This window comes from Puniceibacterium antarcticum (assembly GCF_002760615.1).
GTDB classification, from domain to species: domain Bacteria; phylum Pseudomonadota; class Alphaproteobacteria; order Rhodobacterales; family Rhodobacteraceae; genus Puniceibacterium; species Puniceibacterium antarcticum.
In genome coordinates this window covers 1-15,972 of sequence record NZ_AWWI01000060.1, presented here as the reverse complement: position 1 = coordinate 15,972, position 15,972 = coordinate 1, and the positions used below count along the sequence as shown (strand labels likewise).

The window sequence follows — 15,972 nt, the reverse complement described above, 5'->3', positions numbered from 1 at the left end:
CTAGCGCGCGCGGCTGCGCCAAATGCCCCTGCGACGGGGGGCGGACATGCCGGTCAACCCCTCGGTCAGGACCTGCGTCATCGGATGCCCCTGTTGCCCGTGCCGCGCGAGCAGAAGGTGGATCAGGGCCATCGTATCGGCATTCACCGGCACGGCCAGCGCCCAGTCCAGAAAGACTGATCGGCATTCCTCATAGGTGATGCCGTCGATCTGATAGGCGTCGTTGATCAGACCCTTTGGATCTGTTGTGTCACCCTTGATCATTCCGGCTCTCCTCTGGGGGGCAATGCGCTGTCCAGTATATCCGCCGCGCGCCCGGTGTGGGAGTTCAGTGTGTCAGCAAGCGCTTTCATGCCGGTCTGCCCGGTGACCCGCTGCAGAAAGGCACAACCACCCGCCCCGAGCTTGTCCGGGTCCAGCTGGGAGTCGCTGATCAGGCGGGCACCGACCTGAAGGCTCCAGCAGAATGCATGGGTCTGGGCGAGGTGATCCGCCGACTCTGCGTCCAGCCAGCCCTGCGCCACGGCTGCGGCAAGGCCAGCGGCAAGGTCCATCGACCCCGCGCGCGACAGCAGGGCACTGGCCTGTGCGGCCAGTTCGATTTCCTGCATGCGCCCGCGCCCCAGCTTGGGATCCCAGAAGGCGCCCGGCCCCTTGGCCCCGGCAATCCGCGCCCGCATGGTGGCAACCTCGCGCAGAACGCTGTCCTGATCGCGCGGTGCAGCCAGAAGTTCGGCGCGGTAGGCGCGGACATCCCCGGCCAGATCGTCCGGCCCCGCCATCACGCGGGCACGGGTCAGGGCAAGGTGTTCCCAGGTCCAGGCATCGCCGGACTGATAGGCGCGAAAGGCGGCAAGGCTGGTCGCCACAGGCCCCTGATTGCCCGAGGGACGCAGGCGCATGTCAACCTCGTAAAGCTTGCCCTGCGGCATGGGCGCGGTCAGCGCGGTGATCAGCGCCTGCGTGAGGCGGGCGTAATAGACGCGCACCTGCAACGGTCTTGCCCCATCAGAGGTTTCAACCCCGTCGGGGTCATAGATCACGATCACATCGAGATCGGATCGCGCGTGCAGCCGTCCCGCGCCAAGCGATCCCATGCCAAGCACGATCGCCCCGCGCCCGGGGGCCTGCCCGTGTTTCAGAGCGAAGTCCGCCTGCACCACCGGCCAGAGTACGCCAAGGGTGACCCCGGCGAGGTCGGCATATTGCGTGCTGGCCTCTGCCGCGTCGATCAGGCCCCGCAGCAGATGCACACCAACGCGGAAATGCCATTCGTTCTTCCAGCGCCGGGCGGTGTCGAGCTTGCGTTCGTAATCCGGCTCCCGCGCCAGGACGGCGTTCAACTCTTCGCTCAGGGCATCAGCCCCCGGCCAGTCGGCGAAGAAACCGCCGCCGATCACTGCGTCGAACACGCGCGAATTCTGCGACAAATGCCGTGCGAGATCGGGCGAGACGCTGGTGATGTCCACGAGCAGATCGATCAGCTGGTGATTGGCCTCGAACAGGGAAAACAGCTGCACGCCGGCGGGCAGACCGGCAAGGAAGCCGTCAAAGGCCAGCAGCGCCTCTTCGGGTTTGGCAGCACGTTCCAGACGGCAGAGGATTTCGGGGCGCAGGCGTTTGAATATCTCGACCGCGCGGTCAGAGCGCAGGGCGGGATAGCGGGGCCAGCGGGCGATAACCTCGCTGTTTTCCAGCGGGGTCGGTTCGGGGGCGGGGCTGGAATCGCTGGCAAAAAAACCTTCGGTCAGTTCGTGCACCGCGTTCAGCCGCTCGATCAGATCATGACGCCACTTCGCCTCGTCCACATCCATCAGGCAGGCAAGTCGGGCGAAATCCTCAGGCTTGTCGGGCAGGTCGTGGGTCTGCTGGTCGTGGATCATCTGCAGGCGGTGTTCCACCTCTCGGTGGCTGCGGTAGTGTTGCGACAGCTCCTGCGCCACGGCGTCGGGCAGCCAGCCTTTTTCCGCCAGAACCGTCAATCCCGGCACCGTGCCGCGCACGCGCAGATCGGGGTCGCGCCCGCCGGCGATGATCTGGCGGGTCTGGGTGAAAAACTCGATCTCGCGGATACCGCCGCGCCCCAGTTTCATGTTGTGCCCCGCCAGGCTGATCGCCCCCCCCAGCCCCTTGTGGGCGCGGATGCGCAGACGCATGTCGTGGGCGTCCTGAATGGCGGCGAAATCAAGGTGACGGCGCCAGACAAAGGGGCGCAGATCGCTGAGAAACCGCTGGCCCGCGTCCAGATCGCCGGCACAGGGGCGCGCCTTGATATAGGCGGCGCGTTCCCATGTACGCCCGAGGCTTTCGTAATACCGCTCCGCCGCCTCCATCCCCATGCAGACCGGGGTGACCGCAGGATCGGGGCGCAGGCGCAGATCGGTGCGAAAGACATAACCTTCCCCCGTCTGATCGCCCAGCGTCGCGGCCATGCGGCGGGTGGCACGGATGAACCCGGCGCGGGCCTCGTGAAAATCATCGCGGTCAAAGCGGGATTCGTCGAACAGGCAGATCAGGTCGATGTCCGAGGAATAGTTCAGCTCCCCTGCCCCCATCTTGCCCATGGCGAGCACGACCATACCGCCTGCCGTGTCAAGGTGATCCTCTGTCAGGCCCGGCAACTTGCCACGCTTGACCTCTGCCATCAGGGCGGCGCGCAGGGCGCGGGTGCAGGCCAGATCGGCAAAGTCGCTGAGGGTGCCGGTCACGGTTTCAAGCGGCCAGACGCCGCCCAGATCGGCCAGCGCGGTCAGCAGCGCAACGCGGCGTTTGGCCTGCCGCAGGTCCAGCGCCACATGATCCAGCGGCGCGGCGCGCAGATCCGCGAACAGCGTCGCGATCGCGGCTTCGGGATCGTCAAGCGCGCCCTGCAGCCAGTCGCCCTCATGCCCCATCAGACCCCGCAAATAGGGGCTGCAGCCAGCGGTGCCTGCCAGCAGCTCCGCCACCGGACCATCGGCCCAGGGCAATGCGGCACGTGCGTCATCAGCCGGTTCGGCGGCAAAGGGGCGGGGCATGCGGGTGATGCGGCTGGCAAAGGTCATGTGCACAATTGGACATGACGCAGGCCCAAGCGCAATGGCCTGCTGCCTTGCACGCCCTGCGTGGCGCGCATAGCCTTCCGCCAATTGCGTCAGATGAAGAAAGAACCGCACCATGAGCAAGAGCCTGACCCGCGTGCGCAACACCCTGATCGCCGCCGGGATCGCGCCGGATATCCGCGAGGTCGGACAAGCGCGCACGGCACAGGAAGCGGCGGATTCGGTGGGCTGCCATCTGGATCAGATCGCAAAGTCGATCATCTTTCGCGGCGAGTCCTCGGGGGAGGCGTTGCTGTTCCTGACAGCGGGCGGCAATCGGGTGGCGGCGGCCAAGGCGTCAGGCATCGCAGGCGAAGCCTTGGGAAAGGCGGATGCCGCGTTGATTCGCGCCCAGACCGGGTTTGCCATCGGCGGTGTGGCCCCTGTCGGGCATCTGAACCCGATCCGCGCCTGGCTGGACCCGCGCTTGGGCGAATTCGAAGTGATCTGGGCCGCTGCGGGGACGCCAAGGCATGTCTTTGCGCTGGATCCACAGACGCTGATCACGCTGACGGGGGCTGTACCGGCGGATTTCACCGACTGAAACAGCGGGCAGATTTCACGCAAGTCCCTGAGATTTTGTCCTGAAAAAAGTAAATGTAAAAAACATTCACATGTACCCTTGAAGAACCGCTCCGGTACTCCGATCTATTCAATGTGAAAGACATTCACATCGCAACGCAGACAACGGAGAGACCAACATGACATCTGCCGCCTACACCGCCTCGCTTCCCGCCAACGCCGGTTGGTTCGCACGCGCCGAAGCCTGGCTTGACCAAAAGGGCAAGTTCGCCTGGATCGCCGCTATGATCCTTGGCTTCATCCTCCTCTGGCCCGTCGGGCTCGCCCTTCTCTTTTACATGATCTGGAGCAAGAAAATGTTCAAATCCTCCTGCCGCAAAGCCTATAATGCCACCGGGTTCAGCCATATGAAATCGTCGGGCAACTCTGCCTTTGATGCCTACAAGGCGGACACCCTGCGTCGCCTGCAAGAAGAGCAGGATAACTTTGAAGACTTCCTCAAACGTCTGCGTGACGCCAAGGACAAGGCCGAGTTCGACCAGTTCATGGACGACCGCGCCACAAAGGGCCGCGCCACCGGCACATCCGTCGAGGCCTGAGCCAGACCACCCGACCGCATGGCCCCCAAGGGGGCCGTGCCACATCCACGAGGGGACATCATGTTCAATCAAGACACCTACCTGCCTGATCCGGTGCTGAACCGCGAATTCTATGCCGACGTCCCGGTAAAACGGGCGCTGGCCTGGGTTATTGACGTGATCATCGTCGCAGCCCTGCTGGTGCCGGTGGTGGTGTTCACCGCCTTCATCGGCCTGTTCTTTCTGGTGCCGCTGTATCTTGTGCTAAGCTTTGTCTACCGCACCATCACCATCGCCAACGGATCGGCCACCTGGGGCATGCGCCTGATGGCGATCGAGCTGCGCGATTCCTATGGCCAGCGGCTGACCCTGGCGCAGGCGTTTTTGCACACTCTGGGCTATAGCCTGTCGCTGACCTTTGCGCTGGTGCAGTTGATTTCGGTGGTCTTCATGTGCACCACAGAACGTGGTCAGGGCATCACCGACATGGCGCTGGGAACGGTGATGATCAACCGGCGCGGCTGAGGGCGGCAACAGGCCGGGGATGCGGGTGCCGTGGTGTCGCCCGGGGCAGATTTTAGAACGGTGCACACCATAGACTCCAGCGGGGCTTGGCGCGGCGTGGAACTGTTGCTAAGTTTTCACAAAGTCGTCGTCAGGATACCACATTCATGCGCCATTCGCTGCCTCTTGCGCCACAGTTCTATGTGACCGCTCCGCAGTCCTGCCCTTATCTGGAGGGTCGGATGGAGCGAAAGCTGTTCACCTCGCTGCAGGGCGACCAGGCGGTCAAACTGAACGACAGCCTGTCCAAGCAGGGATTCCGGCGGTCACAGAACGTGCTCTATCGTCCGTCCTGTTCGGATTGTGCCGCCTGCCTGTCGGCGCGGATCGACGTGTCACTGTTCCAGCCCAGCAAGAGCCAGCGCCGCACGATCAACCGAAATGCCCATCTGGCGCGCACCGCGACCAGCCCCTGGGCGACCGAGGATCAGTACAGCCTGTTCCGCCGCTATCTGGACCGCCGCCATGCGGATGGCGGGATGGCGGATATGGATGTGTTCGAATTCGCCGCGATGATCGAGGAAACGCCGATCCGCAGCCGCGTCGTGGAATATGCCGACCCCAAGGGCGAGCTGACGGCGGTCTGCCTGACCGATGTGCTGGATGACGGATTGTCGATGGTTTATTCGTTTTACGAACCGGACCTGCCCAAGCAAAGCCTTGGGTCTTGGATGATTCTGGATCATGTGGAGATCGCGCGCGAGGCTGGTCTGCCTTATGTCTATCTGGGCTACTGGGTGCCCGGATCGCCCAAGATGGGCTACAAGGCCGGATTTTCCGGGCTTGAAGTCTACCGCCACGGCCGCTGGCAGGCGATGCGCGCGCCCGAGGAATACGAGGCGGACACACACCCGCTGTCCACCGATCCGATTGCCGAACAGGTGGCCAATATTTCTTTGCCTGACACGCGGGGCTGACGCGCAAAGGCGTCTCGATTTGAGGCGCCCGCCGTTCGGTGGGGTGGTGATTTCTCAACCTTGCACAGCTCACACTGGACGAGCAGCTGGAACCGTATCAAATCCAGATCACCAGCCATACGCTTTCCATACCGGTTCCAGACGCAGTCCATAGCGCCCGAAATGCCGTATTTCAGCACATTCTCAATGAGTTGACCCCACGCAAAACCCAGCGGAAAGGCCAAAAGCCCGATCCGTTGCGCGCACGCAGCCTTAATGAAGGTTAATCAGCCGCCGGTGTGGCTCATGTGGCGGGACACGCGGCCATCCACCGACTGGCGGGAATAGTCGAAGTCATGGCCCTTCGGCTTCAGCCGGATCGCACCGCGAATCGCCTCTTCCAAGGGGGCATCATTGCCGGGATGGTTGCGCAGTGCACCGCGCAGATCGGCATTGTCCTCTTGGCCGAGGCACATGAACAGCTCTCCGGTGCAGGTCAGACGCACCCGGTTGCAGCTTTCACAGAAATTATGGGTGAGCGGCGTGATGAACCCGATCTTCTGGCCGGTCTCTTCCAGTCGCACATACCGCGCCGGTCCACCGGTGTTTTCCGGCAGATCGCTCAGGGTATATTGCTGCGCATAGCTCTGGCGCAGATCGTCCAGCTTCCAGTACTGGCCCAGACGATCCTCGTTGCCGATATCTCCCATCGGCATGACCTCGATCCAGGTCAGATCCATGTCACGCGAGGCACACCATTCGGTCAGCGTGACCAGCTCATCCTCGTTGAACCCCTTCAGCGCCACGGTGTTGATCTTGACCCGCAGCCCCGCCTTTTGCGCCGCATCAATGCCGCGCAGTACCTGCGGCAACCGGCCCCAGCGGGTGATATCCGCAAATTTCTCCTCGTCCAACGTATCGAGCGAGATGTTCACCCGCCGCACCCCGGCCGCATAAAGATCATCGGCAAAGCGTTCGAGCTGCGAGCCGTTGGTGGTCAGCGTCAGCTCTTTCAGCGCGCCCGACTCAAGATGCCGGGTCATGGACCGGAAAAAGGTCATGATCTCGCGGCGCACCAGCGGTTCACCGCCGGTGATGCGCAATTTCTCGACCCCCAGTCGCACAAAGGTCGAACACATGCGATCCAGCTCTTCGAGCGTCAGAAGCTCTTTCTTGGGCAGAAAGGTCATGTTTTCGGACATGCAGTAGACACAGCGAAAATCGCAGCGGTCGGTGACCGACACGCGCAGATAGCTGATGGGGCGTTGGAACGGGTCTATCAGGGGAACTGTCATGACGGGGAACCTAGTGGTCCCTGCCGCATTGGGCAAGTATCGCGCAGAACATGAATGCAGAGACAAAGGTCGTGGACGATGAAAATGAAATGGATCCTCCTGATGGCACTGACGCCGCTTCTGGCCGCCTGTGCCGAGGGTTTTACCAATGCAAACAACACGGTGTCGCCTGCGTCAGAGGCGGCCGCCGCCACGGATCAGACACGCCCGGTGACCCGCACCGCTCCGGCAGGCGCGCGCACCGCTGCACAATTCGACGTGACCAGTGCCGCGGAACGCAGCGCCGCTGCGACCAGGGCTCCGGGCGGAGAGAGGTCACTGGGCAGCACCGTGGCCTCGCTGGGTGATCCGTCACGTGTGGGATTCTGGCTTGAAACACCGCTGGTCAGCACGCCATCCAAGGGGCGGGTAACCTTTGCCGGATCGGGCAAAACGGCCAATGTCGATCTGATCCCGATTGACGGGCCGTCCACCGCAGGCAGCCGGCTGTCGCTGTCCGCCATGCGCCTCATCGAGGCGCCGCTGACCGGCCTGCCGACGGTCAAGGTGTTCGTCGGGGGATAAGAACCGCTGACGCCGCACCGGTTGCGGCGCCGGTTTTTGCGTATTTTTGAAGAGAAGAAGGGCTGGACCGTTTCGGGGCCGGCCCTTTCTCCGCGACCGGGGGCGCTCAGCTTTGTTGTTACTCTTGCGGAGCTTCTTCGACCGGGGGCAGGTTGCGCTGCGCCTCTGTCACCGCATAGGGCTTCATCTGCGCGCCATGTTCGGCGAGGAAGGCGCGCGTGCGCTCGGGGGCGTGTTTCGACAGGTCCCGCAGCCACCATGCAACGGCCTTCTGGATGATGCCGTTCTTGCGCTCGACATACTCCGCCGCCCAGCCCAGAATCCGTTCGCGCGCGGCAATTTCCGCCTCACTCGGAAAGTTCTGCTTGGTCCAGGGCAAAGTGATCACCAGCGCGGCGCGGCGTGTCCAGATGTTGTCGCTCTGCGTCCAGAGCTCCACCTGATCCAGCCGCGCGGGGTCCGCCAGCAGACGCCGCTGCCCCGCCATGCAGGCGTGATCGGCGATCGCCCAGCTGTCGAATTCCGGCACCCAGCTCTGGATCAGCTCCCACGCAGCCTCGTCCGGGCGCATGCGCGCCTGTGTCAGCAGCTTGGCGGCGGCAAGCCGCGCCTCAAAGATGTTGGTCTGCCAGAGGGCATCGGCCAGCGCGACCCGGGCGTCGATATCGAGCGCCTGCCGCCAGGCGGTGGTCAGGGTGTTGATCTCGGGGTTGGTCACGCCAAGATAAGGACGGTCCATCTTGTGATGGGCGGCCATTTCGGCGGCGCGCGCGGGGTCCGCGGCGGCGTTCAGGGCGTCAAGCGCCTCGTTCAGGGTCATGCGTTCAGGTTCGCTTCTATGCCGGTGGGCGCGCCGTCGATGGTTGTGCGGTTGCGCTCGGACCAGTAGGTTTCGATCCCGTCGGGACCCTTGTCTTCGGCCCATGTCTTCAGCGTCTCACGCTCGCCTGCGTGCTCGAAGAACGGGATGGAATAGCCGCAGGAGGTCTGCACCAGATCGACGCTCAGATCATAGATCTGACGCGCGCCGGGGGGATTGCCGAACAGCGCGACGGTGTTGTCCCAGTCGGGGTGATCGCGGTGCAGCGTCTGCGCCGTGCCGTAGCAGCGCAGGATCATCGGGCGGGTGGTGAAGGAACACCACATCAGCGTCATGCGCGGATCCTGCGCCAGATGCCCTGCCGTCTCATTGCCCGACCCGGTAAAGTTCAGCCACAGAATGCGGTTTTCCCCCGCGACGCGCAGCGATTCCATCCCCTTGGGCGACACGTTCACACGGCCTGCGGGACCGGCAGTGCCGGTGAAATAGATGTGCTGCGCCTCGATAAAGGCGCGATGCTCGGGGGCGATACTGTCAAACTGCTTGGCCATGGGGCGGGGTCCTTTTGCAGCGGTCTACTCGACCGTGACGGATTTGGCCAGATTGCGCGGCTGATCCACATCCGTGCCCTTGGCAATGGCGGTATGATAGGCCAGCAATTGCGCTGGGATGGCATAAAGCAGCGGGCTGAGAACCGAGGGCACCGCCGGGAGCACGATGGTCTGCCAGACGTCCTGCCCGGCCTCGGCCGCGCCTGCCGCATCGGTGATCAGCAGCACCTTGCCGCCGCGCGCCATGACCTCCTGCATGTTGGACACGCTCTTGTCGAACAGCGCGTCGCGCGGCGCGAGGACCACCACCGGCACCGTCTTGTCGATCAGCGCGATTGGGCCGTGCTTCAATTCGCCCGATGCATAAGCTTCGGCATGGATATAGCTGATTTCCTTCAGCTTCAGCGCGCCCTCCAGCGCCAGCGGATACATCAGCCCGCGCCCCAGAAACAGCACATCGCGCGCCTCGGCGATCTGGCGGGCGACGCGCTCGATGTCATCGCTGCGCGCCATGGCGGCATTCAGGATGCCCGGCAGGGCGCGCAGCGCGGACAGCGTCTCCGACAGCGCCTCCTGCGTCATGTGACCCCGGTCGACCGCCGCCTTGAGAGCCAGCAAAAGCAATACGTTGAGCTGACAGGTGAAGGCTTTGGTTGAAGCGACCCCAACCTCTACCCCGGCATGAATCGGCAGCGCCAGATCGCTTTCCCGCGCGATCGAGGATTCGGCGACATTGACCACCGACACGATCTTGTCCGCCTTGTCGCGGCAATAGCGCAGGGCGGCCAGCGTGTCGGCGGTTTCGCCCGACTGGCTGACAAACAGCGCCACGGTGCCCGGGGTGATCGGCGGCTCACGGTAGCGGAATTCAGACGCGACATCGACTTCGACCGGCATCCGGGCCAGCTGTTCGAACCAGTATTTCGCCGTCAGGCAGGCGTAGAACGCCGTGCCACAGGCAACCAGCGTCAGCCGCTCGACCTTGGTGAAATCCAGCTCTTCGCCGGGCAGGCTGATCCTGTCATCCTCCAGATAGCCGCGCAGCGCATCGGCCAGTACCGTAGGCTGTTCGGCGATCTCCTTGGCCATGAAATGCTTGTAACCGGCCTTGTCGATGCGGGCGGCATCCATGTGGATCTGCTTCATCGCGCGGTTGGCCAGACGACCCTCTGCATCGCGAATCTCGACCGAACTGCGGGTGATCACGGCGCGGTCGCCTTCGTCCAGATAGGTGATCCGGTCGGTCAGCGGCGCCAGCGCGATGGCATCCGATCCCACATACATCTCTCCGTCGCCATGCCCTATCGCCAGCGGCGATCCCTTGCGCGCCGCGACCATCAGATCGCCCTCACCCTGAAACAGGAACACCAGCGCAAAGGCACCGTGCAGCCGGTCTAGCGTGCGGTTTGCGGCCTCGATGGGGCTGCAGCCTTCAGACAGGTAATGCTGCGCCAGCATGGCGACGGTCTCGGTATCGGTCTCGCTGCTCGGCGTCAGGCCGTATCCCGCCAGTTCGGCGCGCAGTTCGCGGAAATTTTCGATGATGCCATTGTGCACCACGGCGACGGGGCCGGACTGATGCGGATGGGCGTTGACCGTGCTGGGCGCGCCATGGGTGGCCCAGCGGGTGTGCCCGATGCCGGACTTGCCCGCCAGCGGCTCGTGTACCAGCAGATCGGACAGGTTCACCAGCTTGCCCACGGCGCGGCGCCGGTCCAGCACACCGTCGTTGACGGTGGCGATCCCGGCACTGTCATAGCCGCGATATTCCAGCCGCCGCAGCGCTTCGACCAGAATGGGGGCAACCTCATGGGTTCCCAGAATGCCGACGATACCGCACATCAGCTGGCTCCCTTCAGATTGGCCTTGCGGGCCTTAAGCATGTCGAACAGCCGACGTGCCTGTCCCTCTTTCGTGACCTGAACAGCGCGTCCCAACGCCAGCGCGCCACCCGGCACGTCCTTGGTGATCACCGATCCGCTGCCGGTCAGCGCGCCATCACCCACGGTCACCGGGGCCACCAGCATGGTGTTGGACCCGATAAAGGCATCCGCGCCGATGGTGGTGCGATGCTTGAACACGCCGTCATAATTGCAGGTGATGGTGCCCGCGCCGATATTGGTGCGCTCGCCAATGTCCGCATCGCCGATATAGGTCAGGTGGTTCGCCTTGACCCCTTCGCCCAGCTGCGCGTTCTTCACCTCGACAAAGTTGCCCACATGCACATTCTCGGCCAGCTCCGCACCAGGGCGCAGCCGCGCGAATGGCCCGACGACAGAGCCACGCGACACATGGCAGCCCTCAAGATGCGAAAAGGCGCGGATGCGCGCGCCGGATTCGATTGTCACACCGGGGCCAAACACCACGTTGGGCTCGATCTCTGCGTCGCGCCCGATCACCGTGTCATAAGACAGGAACACGGTGTCCGGCGCCTGCATCGTCACGCCATCCTCCATCAGCGCGGCGCGGGCACGGGTCTGGAACACGCCTTCGGCCCGCGCCAGGCTGGCACGCGAATCGATGCCCAGCGTCTCAGCCTCGGGGCAGGTGACAGCCGTGGCGGACAAGCCGCGTTTGCGGGCAATGCCGATGATGTCGGTAAGGTAATATTCCTCGCCCGCATTGTCATTGCCCACGGCCTCGATCAGATTGAACAGCACCTTGGCATCAGCGGAAATCACCCCGGAATTGCACAAGGTGATCATGCGCTCTTCGTCCGAGGCATCCTTGAACTCGACAATCCGCTCAAGCGATTCGCCCTGCATGACCAGACGGCCATAACGTGCAGGATCCACCGCCTCGAACCCCAGAACAACGACGTCGTGATGGGCGCGGGCCACCGCCATGGATTCCAGCGTTTCATGGCTGATGAACGGCGTGTCGCCGTACAGCACCAGCGCGTCGCCGTTGAAATCCGCCAGCGCGTCCTTGGCCTGCGCCACCGCATGGGCGGTGCCCAGCTGTTCGGATTGGATCACGATTTCGGCCTCGGCGTCGTATTCCTCGGCGGCGGCGCGGACCTGATCGGCCCCGTGTCCCGCCACGACGATGATTCGCTCCGGTGTCAGGGCGATGCCCGACTGCATGGCGTGCACCAGCATGGGCGCGCCTGCGATCTTGTGCAGGACCTTGGGCAGGTCCGATTCCATCCGTGTGCCTTTGCCTGCGGCAAGGATGATCAGTGCAATGCTCATGCCAATTCTCTTTATTATTGATGCGCCCCCGTTTTATCGGTCCTGTGGCTCAGGGCAAGGTGGGTGTCCTTCACGTTGGATTGCGGGTTATGACAGGGCGACACGCAGACAGGAGCATTCATGCGCACAGTGATCTTTGACCTCGACGGCACCCTGGCCGACACAAGCGGCGATCTGATCGCCGCCGCCAACCATTGTTTTTCGGCCATGGGGGCCGGGGCGCTGCTGGATCCGGTCGAGGATGCCGCAACGGCCGTGCGCGGTGGGCGCGCCATGCTGACGCTGGGGCTGACGCGGCTGGGGCAGATGGACGATGCGGTGGTCGACCGCTGGTACCCGGAACTCTTGCGGGCATATGGCGCGGCGATTGACGTGCACACCGTGCTTTATCCCGGTGCCGTCGCGGCGGTCGAGGCGCTGCTGAATGGCGGCTACCGCACCGGCATCTGCACCAACAAACCCGAAGGTCTCGCCGAAACCCTGTTGCAAAAGCTGGGCGTGCGGCATCTCTTTGGCTCGATGATCGGCGCGGATACGCTGGCGGTGCGCAAACCTGACCCCGCACCCTATCACGCCGCCGTCACCCGCGCGGGCGGCAGCGTGGCGCAAAGCTGTCTGATCGGCGATACCGTCACCGACCGCAAGACTGCCATCGCTGCCGGTGTGCCCTGCGTGCTGGTCACCTTTGGCCCGGCAGGCGCGGCAGAGATGCAGGCGCTGGACCCCGACGCGCTGATCGGCCATTTCGACGAACTGCTGCCCACGGTGGGCCGGCTTCTGGGCTAAGACGATGCAACTTCAGCCTTAGTCTCAGCTGATCCCCCCTTTGCGGTCAGATCTTTTACCTGACACCGCGTACTGCACCGTTGAGCTGACAATGCTACGCGAATGATGCGCCTCACGGCTGGCTGATCTGCCCGCCGCACACAGGTGCCGCCACCCCCGTCGTGCTGGCGCAAGAGGTCACGAGCCCCCGCGCCACCCGCACGGCGAGATAGGCAAAGGCCTGCGCCTCAAGCATGTCGCCATCCAGCCCCACGGATTCGACCGGGGCGACGTCGCAGTCCAGCCCCTCGGCCAGCAGCGCCATCAGCACCGGGTTGTGCCGCCCGCCGCCGGTGACCAGCAGCTGCGCGGGTGGGGTCGGGCAATGGGCCATGCCCCGGATCACCGCAGCCGCCGCCATCGCCGTCAGGGTCGCGGCAGCATCGGCATCCGACAGGTCGCGCACCAGATCGGCCATCCCCGGAAAATCGTCACGGTCGAGGGATTTGGGCGGCATCCGGGCGAAGTACTCCCCTTCTAGGAACTGCGCCACGGCGCCCTGATCCACCGTGCCGCTGGCCGCCAGCGCGCCGTCCTGATCACAGTCCTGCCCGCGTCGGCGGTCCATCAGATCATTGATCGGCGCATTGGCGGGGCCGGTGTCAAAGGCCAGCAGGGCGCCGTCCGCCTCTGGGCCATCCTTGCCGGGATCAACCCAGGTGATATTGCCGACACCGCCCAGATTTAGAAAGGCCACGGGCGCCGTCGCCCCGATCCATTTGGCACAGGCAAAGTGATAGAACGGCGCCAATGGCGCGCCCTGCCCGCCCGCCACCACATCGTCGCTGCGGAAATCCCAGACCACCGGCAGGCCAAGCGCGGTCGCCAGCGCCGCACCATCGCCCAGCTGATGGGTGCCGCACCCGCCCGGATCATGGGCCAGCGTCTGACCGTGGAAGCCGACAATCCCCGCGCCGGGAAACTGACCCAAGGCATCAGCATGGGCGCCCTGTACCACGGCAAGCGCCTCTTCCAGTCCCGCGCCGGGCCAGCGGCCGAGGGCGGCACGCAACACCTCGCGCTCGCCCTCGCTATAGGCGCGGTAGCCAGAGGCACCAAAGGCCAGGATCCTCTCGCCATCGGTCTGCAGCAGCGCCGCATCCACCCCGTCCAGAGAGGTGCCCGACATGGCGCCAAGCGCCCAGATCGCATCCGTGTTCAACATGCTCGTCTCCTCAGCCTCATAGCTTATACGTTTCTTGTCGCGCTTTTTGTCGCAAAAACCACGTCTTCCTTTTCGCAACGCGCTTGCCTGTCTTATCGCGCGTTTTGTCCCGAAAACCGGTTCCCACTCTTCGGAACGCGCTTTATAGATGCCCCATTCTTAAAGGGGAAAAACCATGACCTACCATCCCAAATCGGACTTCATGCGTGTCATGATGGAACGCGGCTTTCTGGCCGACTGCACCGATTATCAGGGCCTTGATGACGCACTGAGCACCGGGGTGGTCACAACCTATATCGGCTATGATGCGACGGCCAAGTCGCTGCATGTGGGCCATCTGCTCAACATTATGATGCTGCGCTGGTTGCAGAAAACCGGGCATCAGCCGATCACCCTGATGGGCGGCGGCACCACCAAGGTGGGCGATCCGAGCTTTCGCGCCGATGAACGCCCGCTGCTGACGCCCGACCAGATCAACGACAACATCGAAGGCATGCAGCAGGTTTTTGCGAAATACCTGACCTACGGCGACGGGCCGACCGATGCCAAGATGCTGAACAATGCCGAATGGCTGGACCAGCTCAACTACCTTGATTTCCTGCGCGACATCGGGCGGCATTTCAGCGTGAACCGCATGCTGGCCTTTGAATCGGTGAAATCCCGGCTGGACCGCGAACAGTCGCTGTCCTTTCTTGAATTCAACTACATGATCCTTCAGGCCTATGATTTCCTTGAGCTGAACCGCCGCTATGGCTGCACGCTGCAGATGGGTGGATCGGACCAGTGGGGCAACATCATCAACGGCATCGACCTGACCCGCCGGGTGCTGGACCATGAAATCTACGGGCTGACCTCGCCACTGCTGACCACCAGCGACGGGCGCAAGATGGGCAAGAGCGCGGGCGGCGCCATGTGGCTGAATGCCGATATGCTAAGCCCTTATGAGTTCTGGCAGTTCTGGCGCAACAGCACCGATGCGGATGTGGGCCGGTTCCTGAAGCTCTATACCGAAATGCCGGTGGACGAATGCACCCGTCTGGGCGCGCTGGAGGGGGCCGAGATCAACGAGGCCAAGATCATCCTTGCCAATGCAGTCACGACCCTGTGTCACGGCGCCGATGCGGCCGCCACGGCCGAAGCGACGGCGCGCGAGGTGTTCGAACATGGCGGCACGGGGGACGATCTGCCGACGCTGGAGCTGAGCGCCGAAGAGGTGTCGGACGGCATTTCCATCGTGCAGGTGCTGGTGCGCGCGGGCCTTGCCAAATCCGGCAAGGATGCCAAACGCCTGATCGGCGAGAACGGCGCGCGCATGAATGACGAGGCGCTGAGCGATGCCGGGCTGATGCTGGATGCGGACGCCCTGCGCCAGCCGGTCAAGCTGAGCGCGGGCAAGAAACGCCACGCGCTGGTCAAGCTCGCGGTGTAAATACAGGCCGGGGGGCCGCGCGGTCCCCCGGCTTCTTCTCTTTCTCAAATACGCAAAATTCCGACCCCACCAAACATACGGCGGTCGGGATCAGACCACCAGCTGCACCAGCGCCAGAATCCCGAACGGCAGTGCCAGAACCAGAGCCAGCAAAAGTGCAGCGCCAAGGGTGTAGCGGGGCCGGGGCACGACCGGCCCTCTGTGGGTGCTGTGTGACATGGCGGCATTAACCGCGAAGAAACTTGTCATAGGGTTAATGGCGGCATGGACGCGCTGCCCCTGCCCCTGCCGCAATCTGCGGAATTTGCCCGCACCTGTGCGGCGCTTGGCCTGGCCTTGCAGCGCCATGAGCAGGCCTGCGACGGGCAGCTGAGCGGTGTGTGGCAGGTGCAGGCGCGCCGCCTGCCGGTGCTGGGGCAGGTTGACCTGATTTCGCGCGGGCCGGTCTGGCGGTTGCCGGGCGGCGGCGCGGACTGGTTGCGCGCCCTG

At 63.8% G+C, this 15,972-nt stretch carries 16 protein-coding genes and 1 pseudogene; 8 read left to right on the top strand and 9 right to left on the bottom strand.

Features of this window, described 5'->3' with window-relative positions; all coding sequences use genetic code 11:
- Together P775_RS07715 and P775_RS07710 are read right to left on the bottom strand one after the other, a co-directional pair.
- Complete coding sequence (locus P775_RS07715; RefSeq protein ID WP_099910433.1) at window positions 1-264, bottom strand: hypothetical protein; 264 nt, start codon at window positions 262-264, stop codon at window positions 1-3.
- The gene (locus P775_RS07710; protein ID WP_099910656.1) at window positions 261-3,044 is read right to left on the bottom strand and encodes a bifunctional [glutamate--ammonia ligase]-adenylyl-L-tyrosine phosphorylase/[glutamate--ammonia-ligase] adenylyltransferase; all 2,784 of its coding nucleotides are present in this window, start codon (window positions 3,042-3,044) and stop codon (window positions 261-263) included. The genes P775_RS07715 and P775_RS07710 overlap by 4 nt, the downstream gene beginning before the upstream one ends.
- Window positions 3,045-3,156: 112 nt before the next feature.
- Here P775_RS07710 and P775_RS07705 point away from each other — a divergent pair, with 112 nt between their 5' ends.
- The 4 genes from P775_RS07705 to P775_RS07690 all read left to right on the top strand — a co-directional run bounded on the left by P775_RS07705 (window position 3,157) and on the right by P775_RS07690 (window position 5,661).
- Window positions 3,157-3,624 (top strand): YbaK/EbsC family protein, encoded by a 468-nt coding sequence (locus tag P775_RS07705; protein WP_099910432.1) that lies wholly within the window; start codon window positions 3,157-3,159, stop codon window positions 3,622-3,624.
- Between the two features lie 157 nt (window positions 3,625-3,781).
- Window positions 3,782-4,201, top strand: coding sequence for a DUF2852 domain-containing protein (locus P775_RS07700; protein WP_099910431.1), 420 nt, complete (start codon window positions 3,782-3,784; stop codon window positions 4,199-4,201).
- A 60-nt stretch (window positions 4,202-4,261) separates the two neighbouring features.
- Entirely contained in the window at window positions 4,262-4,705 is a 444-nt protein-coding gene (locus tag P775_RS07695; protein WP_099910430.1) for an RDD family protein, read from the top strand.
- Between the two features lie 146 nt (window positions 4,706-4,851).
- Window positions 4,852-5,661, top strand: a complete 810-nt coding sequence (locus tag P775_RS07690) for an arginyltransferase (RefSeq protein ID WP_099910429.1) — start codon at window positions 4,852-4,854, stop codon at window positions 5,659-5,661.
- Window positions 5,662-5,927: 266 nt separating this feature from the next.
- Here P775_RS07690 and moaA read toward each other — a convergent pair whose 3' ends face one another.
- A complete protein-coding gene (gene moaA / locus P775_RS07685) occupies window positions 5,928-6,935 on the bottom strand; it encodes a GTP 3',8-cyclase MoaA (protein WP_099910428.1) in 1,008 nt (335 codons plus the stop codon).
- Between the two features lie 84 nt (window positions 6,936-7,019).
- Between moaA and P775_RS07680 the strand changes: the two genes are divergently transcribed.
- Window positions 7,020-7,499, top strand: coding sequence for a hypothetical protein (locus P775_RS07680; RefSeq protein WP_099910655.1), 480 nt, complete (start codon window positions 7,020-7,022; stop codon window positions 7,497-7,499).
- A 118-nt stretch (window positions 7,500-7,617) separates the two neighbouring features.
- On the opposite strand, the gene P775_RS07675 is transcribed toward P775_RS07680, so the two are convergent.
- The 4 genes from P775_RS07675 to glmU are packed head-to-tail and all read right to left on the bottom strand — an operon-like array spanning window position 7,618 to window position 12,064.
- Window positions 7,618-8,319 (bottom strand): DNA alkylation repair protein, encoded by a 702-nt coding sequence (locus P775_RS07675; protein WP_099910427.1) that lies wholly within the window; start codon window positions 8,317-8,319, stop codon window positions 7,618-7,620.
- Window positions 8,316-8,870: a pyridoxamine 5'-phosphate oxidase family protein gene (locus P775_RS07670; protein ID WP_099910426.1), complete on the bottom strand. Its 555-nt coding sequence runs from the start codon at window positions 8,868-8,870 to the stop codon at window positions 8,316-8,318. Before P775_RS07670 ends, P775_RS07675 begins: the two co-directional genes overlap by 4 nt.
- Before the next feature lie 24 nt (window positions 8,871-8,894).
- Window positions 8,895-10,712, bottom strand: a complete 1,818-nt coding sequence (gene glmS, locus P775_RS07665; RefSeq protein WP_099910425.1) for a glutamine--fructose-6-phosphate transaminase (isomerizing) — start codon at window positions 10,710-10,712, stop codon at window positions 8,895-8,897.
- On the bottom strand, window positions 10,712-12,064 hold the full coding sequence (gene glmU / locus P775_RS07660) for a bifunctional UDP-N-acetylglucosamine diphosphorylase/glucosamine-1-phosphate N-acetyltransferase GlmU (protein ID WP_099910424.1): 1,353 nt from the start codon (window positions 12,062-12,064) through the stop codon (window positions 10,712-10,714). The genes glmS and glmU overlap by 1 nt, the downstream gene beginning before the upstream one ends.
- 120 nt (window positions 12,065-12,184) lie before the next feature.
- Here glmU and P775_RS07655 point away from each other — a divergent pair, with 120 nt between their 5' ends.
- On the top strand, window positions 12,185-12,850 hold the full coding sequence (locus P775_RS07655) for an HAD-IA family hydrolase (protein ID WP_099910423.1): 666 nt from the start codon (window positions 12,185-12,187) through the stop codon (window positions 12,848-12,850).
- A gap of 112 nt (window positions 12,851-12,962) precedes the next feature.
- Here P775_RS07655 and P775_RS07650 read toward each other — a convergent pair whose 3' ends face one another.
- Window positions 12,963-14,054, bottom strand: coding sequence for an anhydro-N-acetylmuramic acid kinase (locus P775_RS07650; RefSeq protein WP_099910422.1), 1,092 nt, complete (start codon window positions 14,052-14,054; stop codon window positions 12,963-12,965).
- A 175-nt stretch (window positions 14,055-14,229) separates the two neighbouring features.
- Between P775_RS07650 and tyrS the strand changes: the two genes are divergently transcribed.
- On the top strand, window positions 14,230-15,483 hold the full coding sequence (gene tyrS / locus P775_RS07645) for a tyrosine--tRNA ligase (RefSeq protein WP_099910421.1): 1,254 nt from the start codon (window positions 14,230-14,232) through the stop codon (window positions 15,481-15,483).
- Window positions 15,484-15,573: 90 nt separating this feature from the next.
- Here tyrS and P775_RS29390 read toward each other — a convergent pair whose 3' ends face one another.
- Complete coding sequence (locus tag P775_RS29390; protein WP_281256065.1) at window positions 15,574-15,702, bottom strand: hypothetical protein; 129 nt, start codon at window positions 15,700-15,702, stop codon at window positions 15,574-15,576.
- Between the two features lie 45 nt (window positions 15,703-15,747).
- Here P775_RS29390 and P775_RS07640 point away from each other — a divergent pair.
- Window positions 15,748-15,972, top strand: a pseudogene (locus tag P775_RS07640) (GNAT family N-acetyltransferase); the annotation flags it as partial.

What these genes read in the sequence shown, in the direction of transcription:
- moaA (WP_099910428.1), bottom strand. Translation starts at nt 6,935, where the DNA reads ATGACAGTTCCCCTGATAGACCCGTTCCAACGCCCCATCAGCTATCTG.
- P775_RS29390 (WP_281256065.1), bottom strand. Translation starts at nt 15,702, where the DNA reads ATGTCACACAGCACCCACAGAGGGCCGGTCGTGCCCCGGCCCCGCTAC.
- P775_RS07675 (WP_099910427.1), bottom strand. Translation starts at nt 8,319, where the DNA reads ATGACCCTGAACGAGGCGCTTGACGCCCTGAACGCCGCCGCGGACCCC.
- P775_RS07705 (WP_099910432.1), top strand. Translation starts at nt 3,157, where the DNA reads ATGAGCAAGAGCCTGACCCGCGTGCGCAACACCCTGATCGCCGCCGGG.
- P775_RS07700 (WP_099910431.1), top strand. Translation starts at nt 3,782, where the DNA reads ATGACATCTGCCGCCTACACCGCCTCGCTTCCCGCCAACGCCGGTTGG.
- P775_RS07690 (WP_099910429.1), top strand. Translation starts at nt 4,852, where the DNA reads ATGCGCCATTCGCTGCCTCTTGCGCCACAGTTCTATGTGACCGCTCCG.
- P775_RS07695 (WP_099910430.1), top strand. Translation starts at nt 4,262, where the DNA reads ATGTTCAATCAAGACACCTACCTGCCTGATCCGGTGCTGAACCGCGAA.
- P775_RS07670 (WP_099910426.1), bottom strand. Translation starts at nt 8,870, where the DNA reads ATGGCCAAGCAGTTTGACAGTATCGCCCCCGAGCATCGCGCCTTTATC.
- P775_RS07650 (WP_099910422.1), bottom strand. Translation starts at nt 14,054, where the DNA reads ATGTTGAACACGGATGCGATCTGGGCGCTTGGCGCCATGTCGGGCACC.
- P775_RS07655 (WP_099910423.1), top strand. Translation starts at nt 12,185, where the DNA reads ATGCGCACAGTGATCTTTGACCTCGACGGCACCCTGGCCGACACAAGC.
- tyrS (WP_099910421.1), top strand. Translation starts at nt 14,230, where the DNA reads ATGACCTACCATCCCAAATCGGACTTCATGCGTGTCATGATGGAACGC.
- glmS (WP_099910425.1), bottom strand. Translation starts at nt 10,712, where the DNA reads ATGTGCGGTATCGTCGGCATTCTGGGAACCCATGAGGTTGCCCCCATT.
- P775_RS07680 (WP_099910655.1), top strand. Translation starts at nt 7,020, where the DNA reads ATGAAATGGATCCTCCTGATGGCACTGACGCCGCTTCTGGCCGCCTGT.
- P775_RS07715 (WP_099910433.1), bottom strand. Translation starts at nt 264, where the DNA reads ATGATCAAGGGTGACACAACAGATCCAAAGGGTCTGATCAACGACGCC.
- glmU (WP_099910424.1), bottom strand. Translation starts at nt 12,064, where the DNA reads ATGAGCATTGCACTGATCATCCTTGCCGCAGGCAAAGGCACACGGATG.
- P775_RS07710 (WP_099910656.1), bottom strand. Translation starts at nt 3,044, where the DNA reads ATGACCTTTGCCAGCCGCATCACCCGCATGCCCCGCCCCTTTGCCGCC.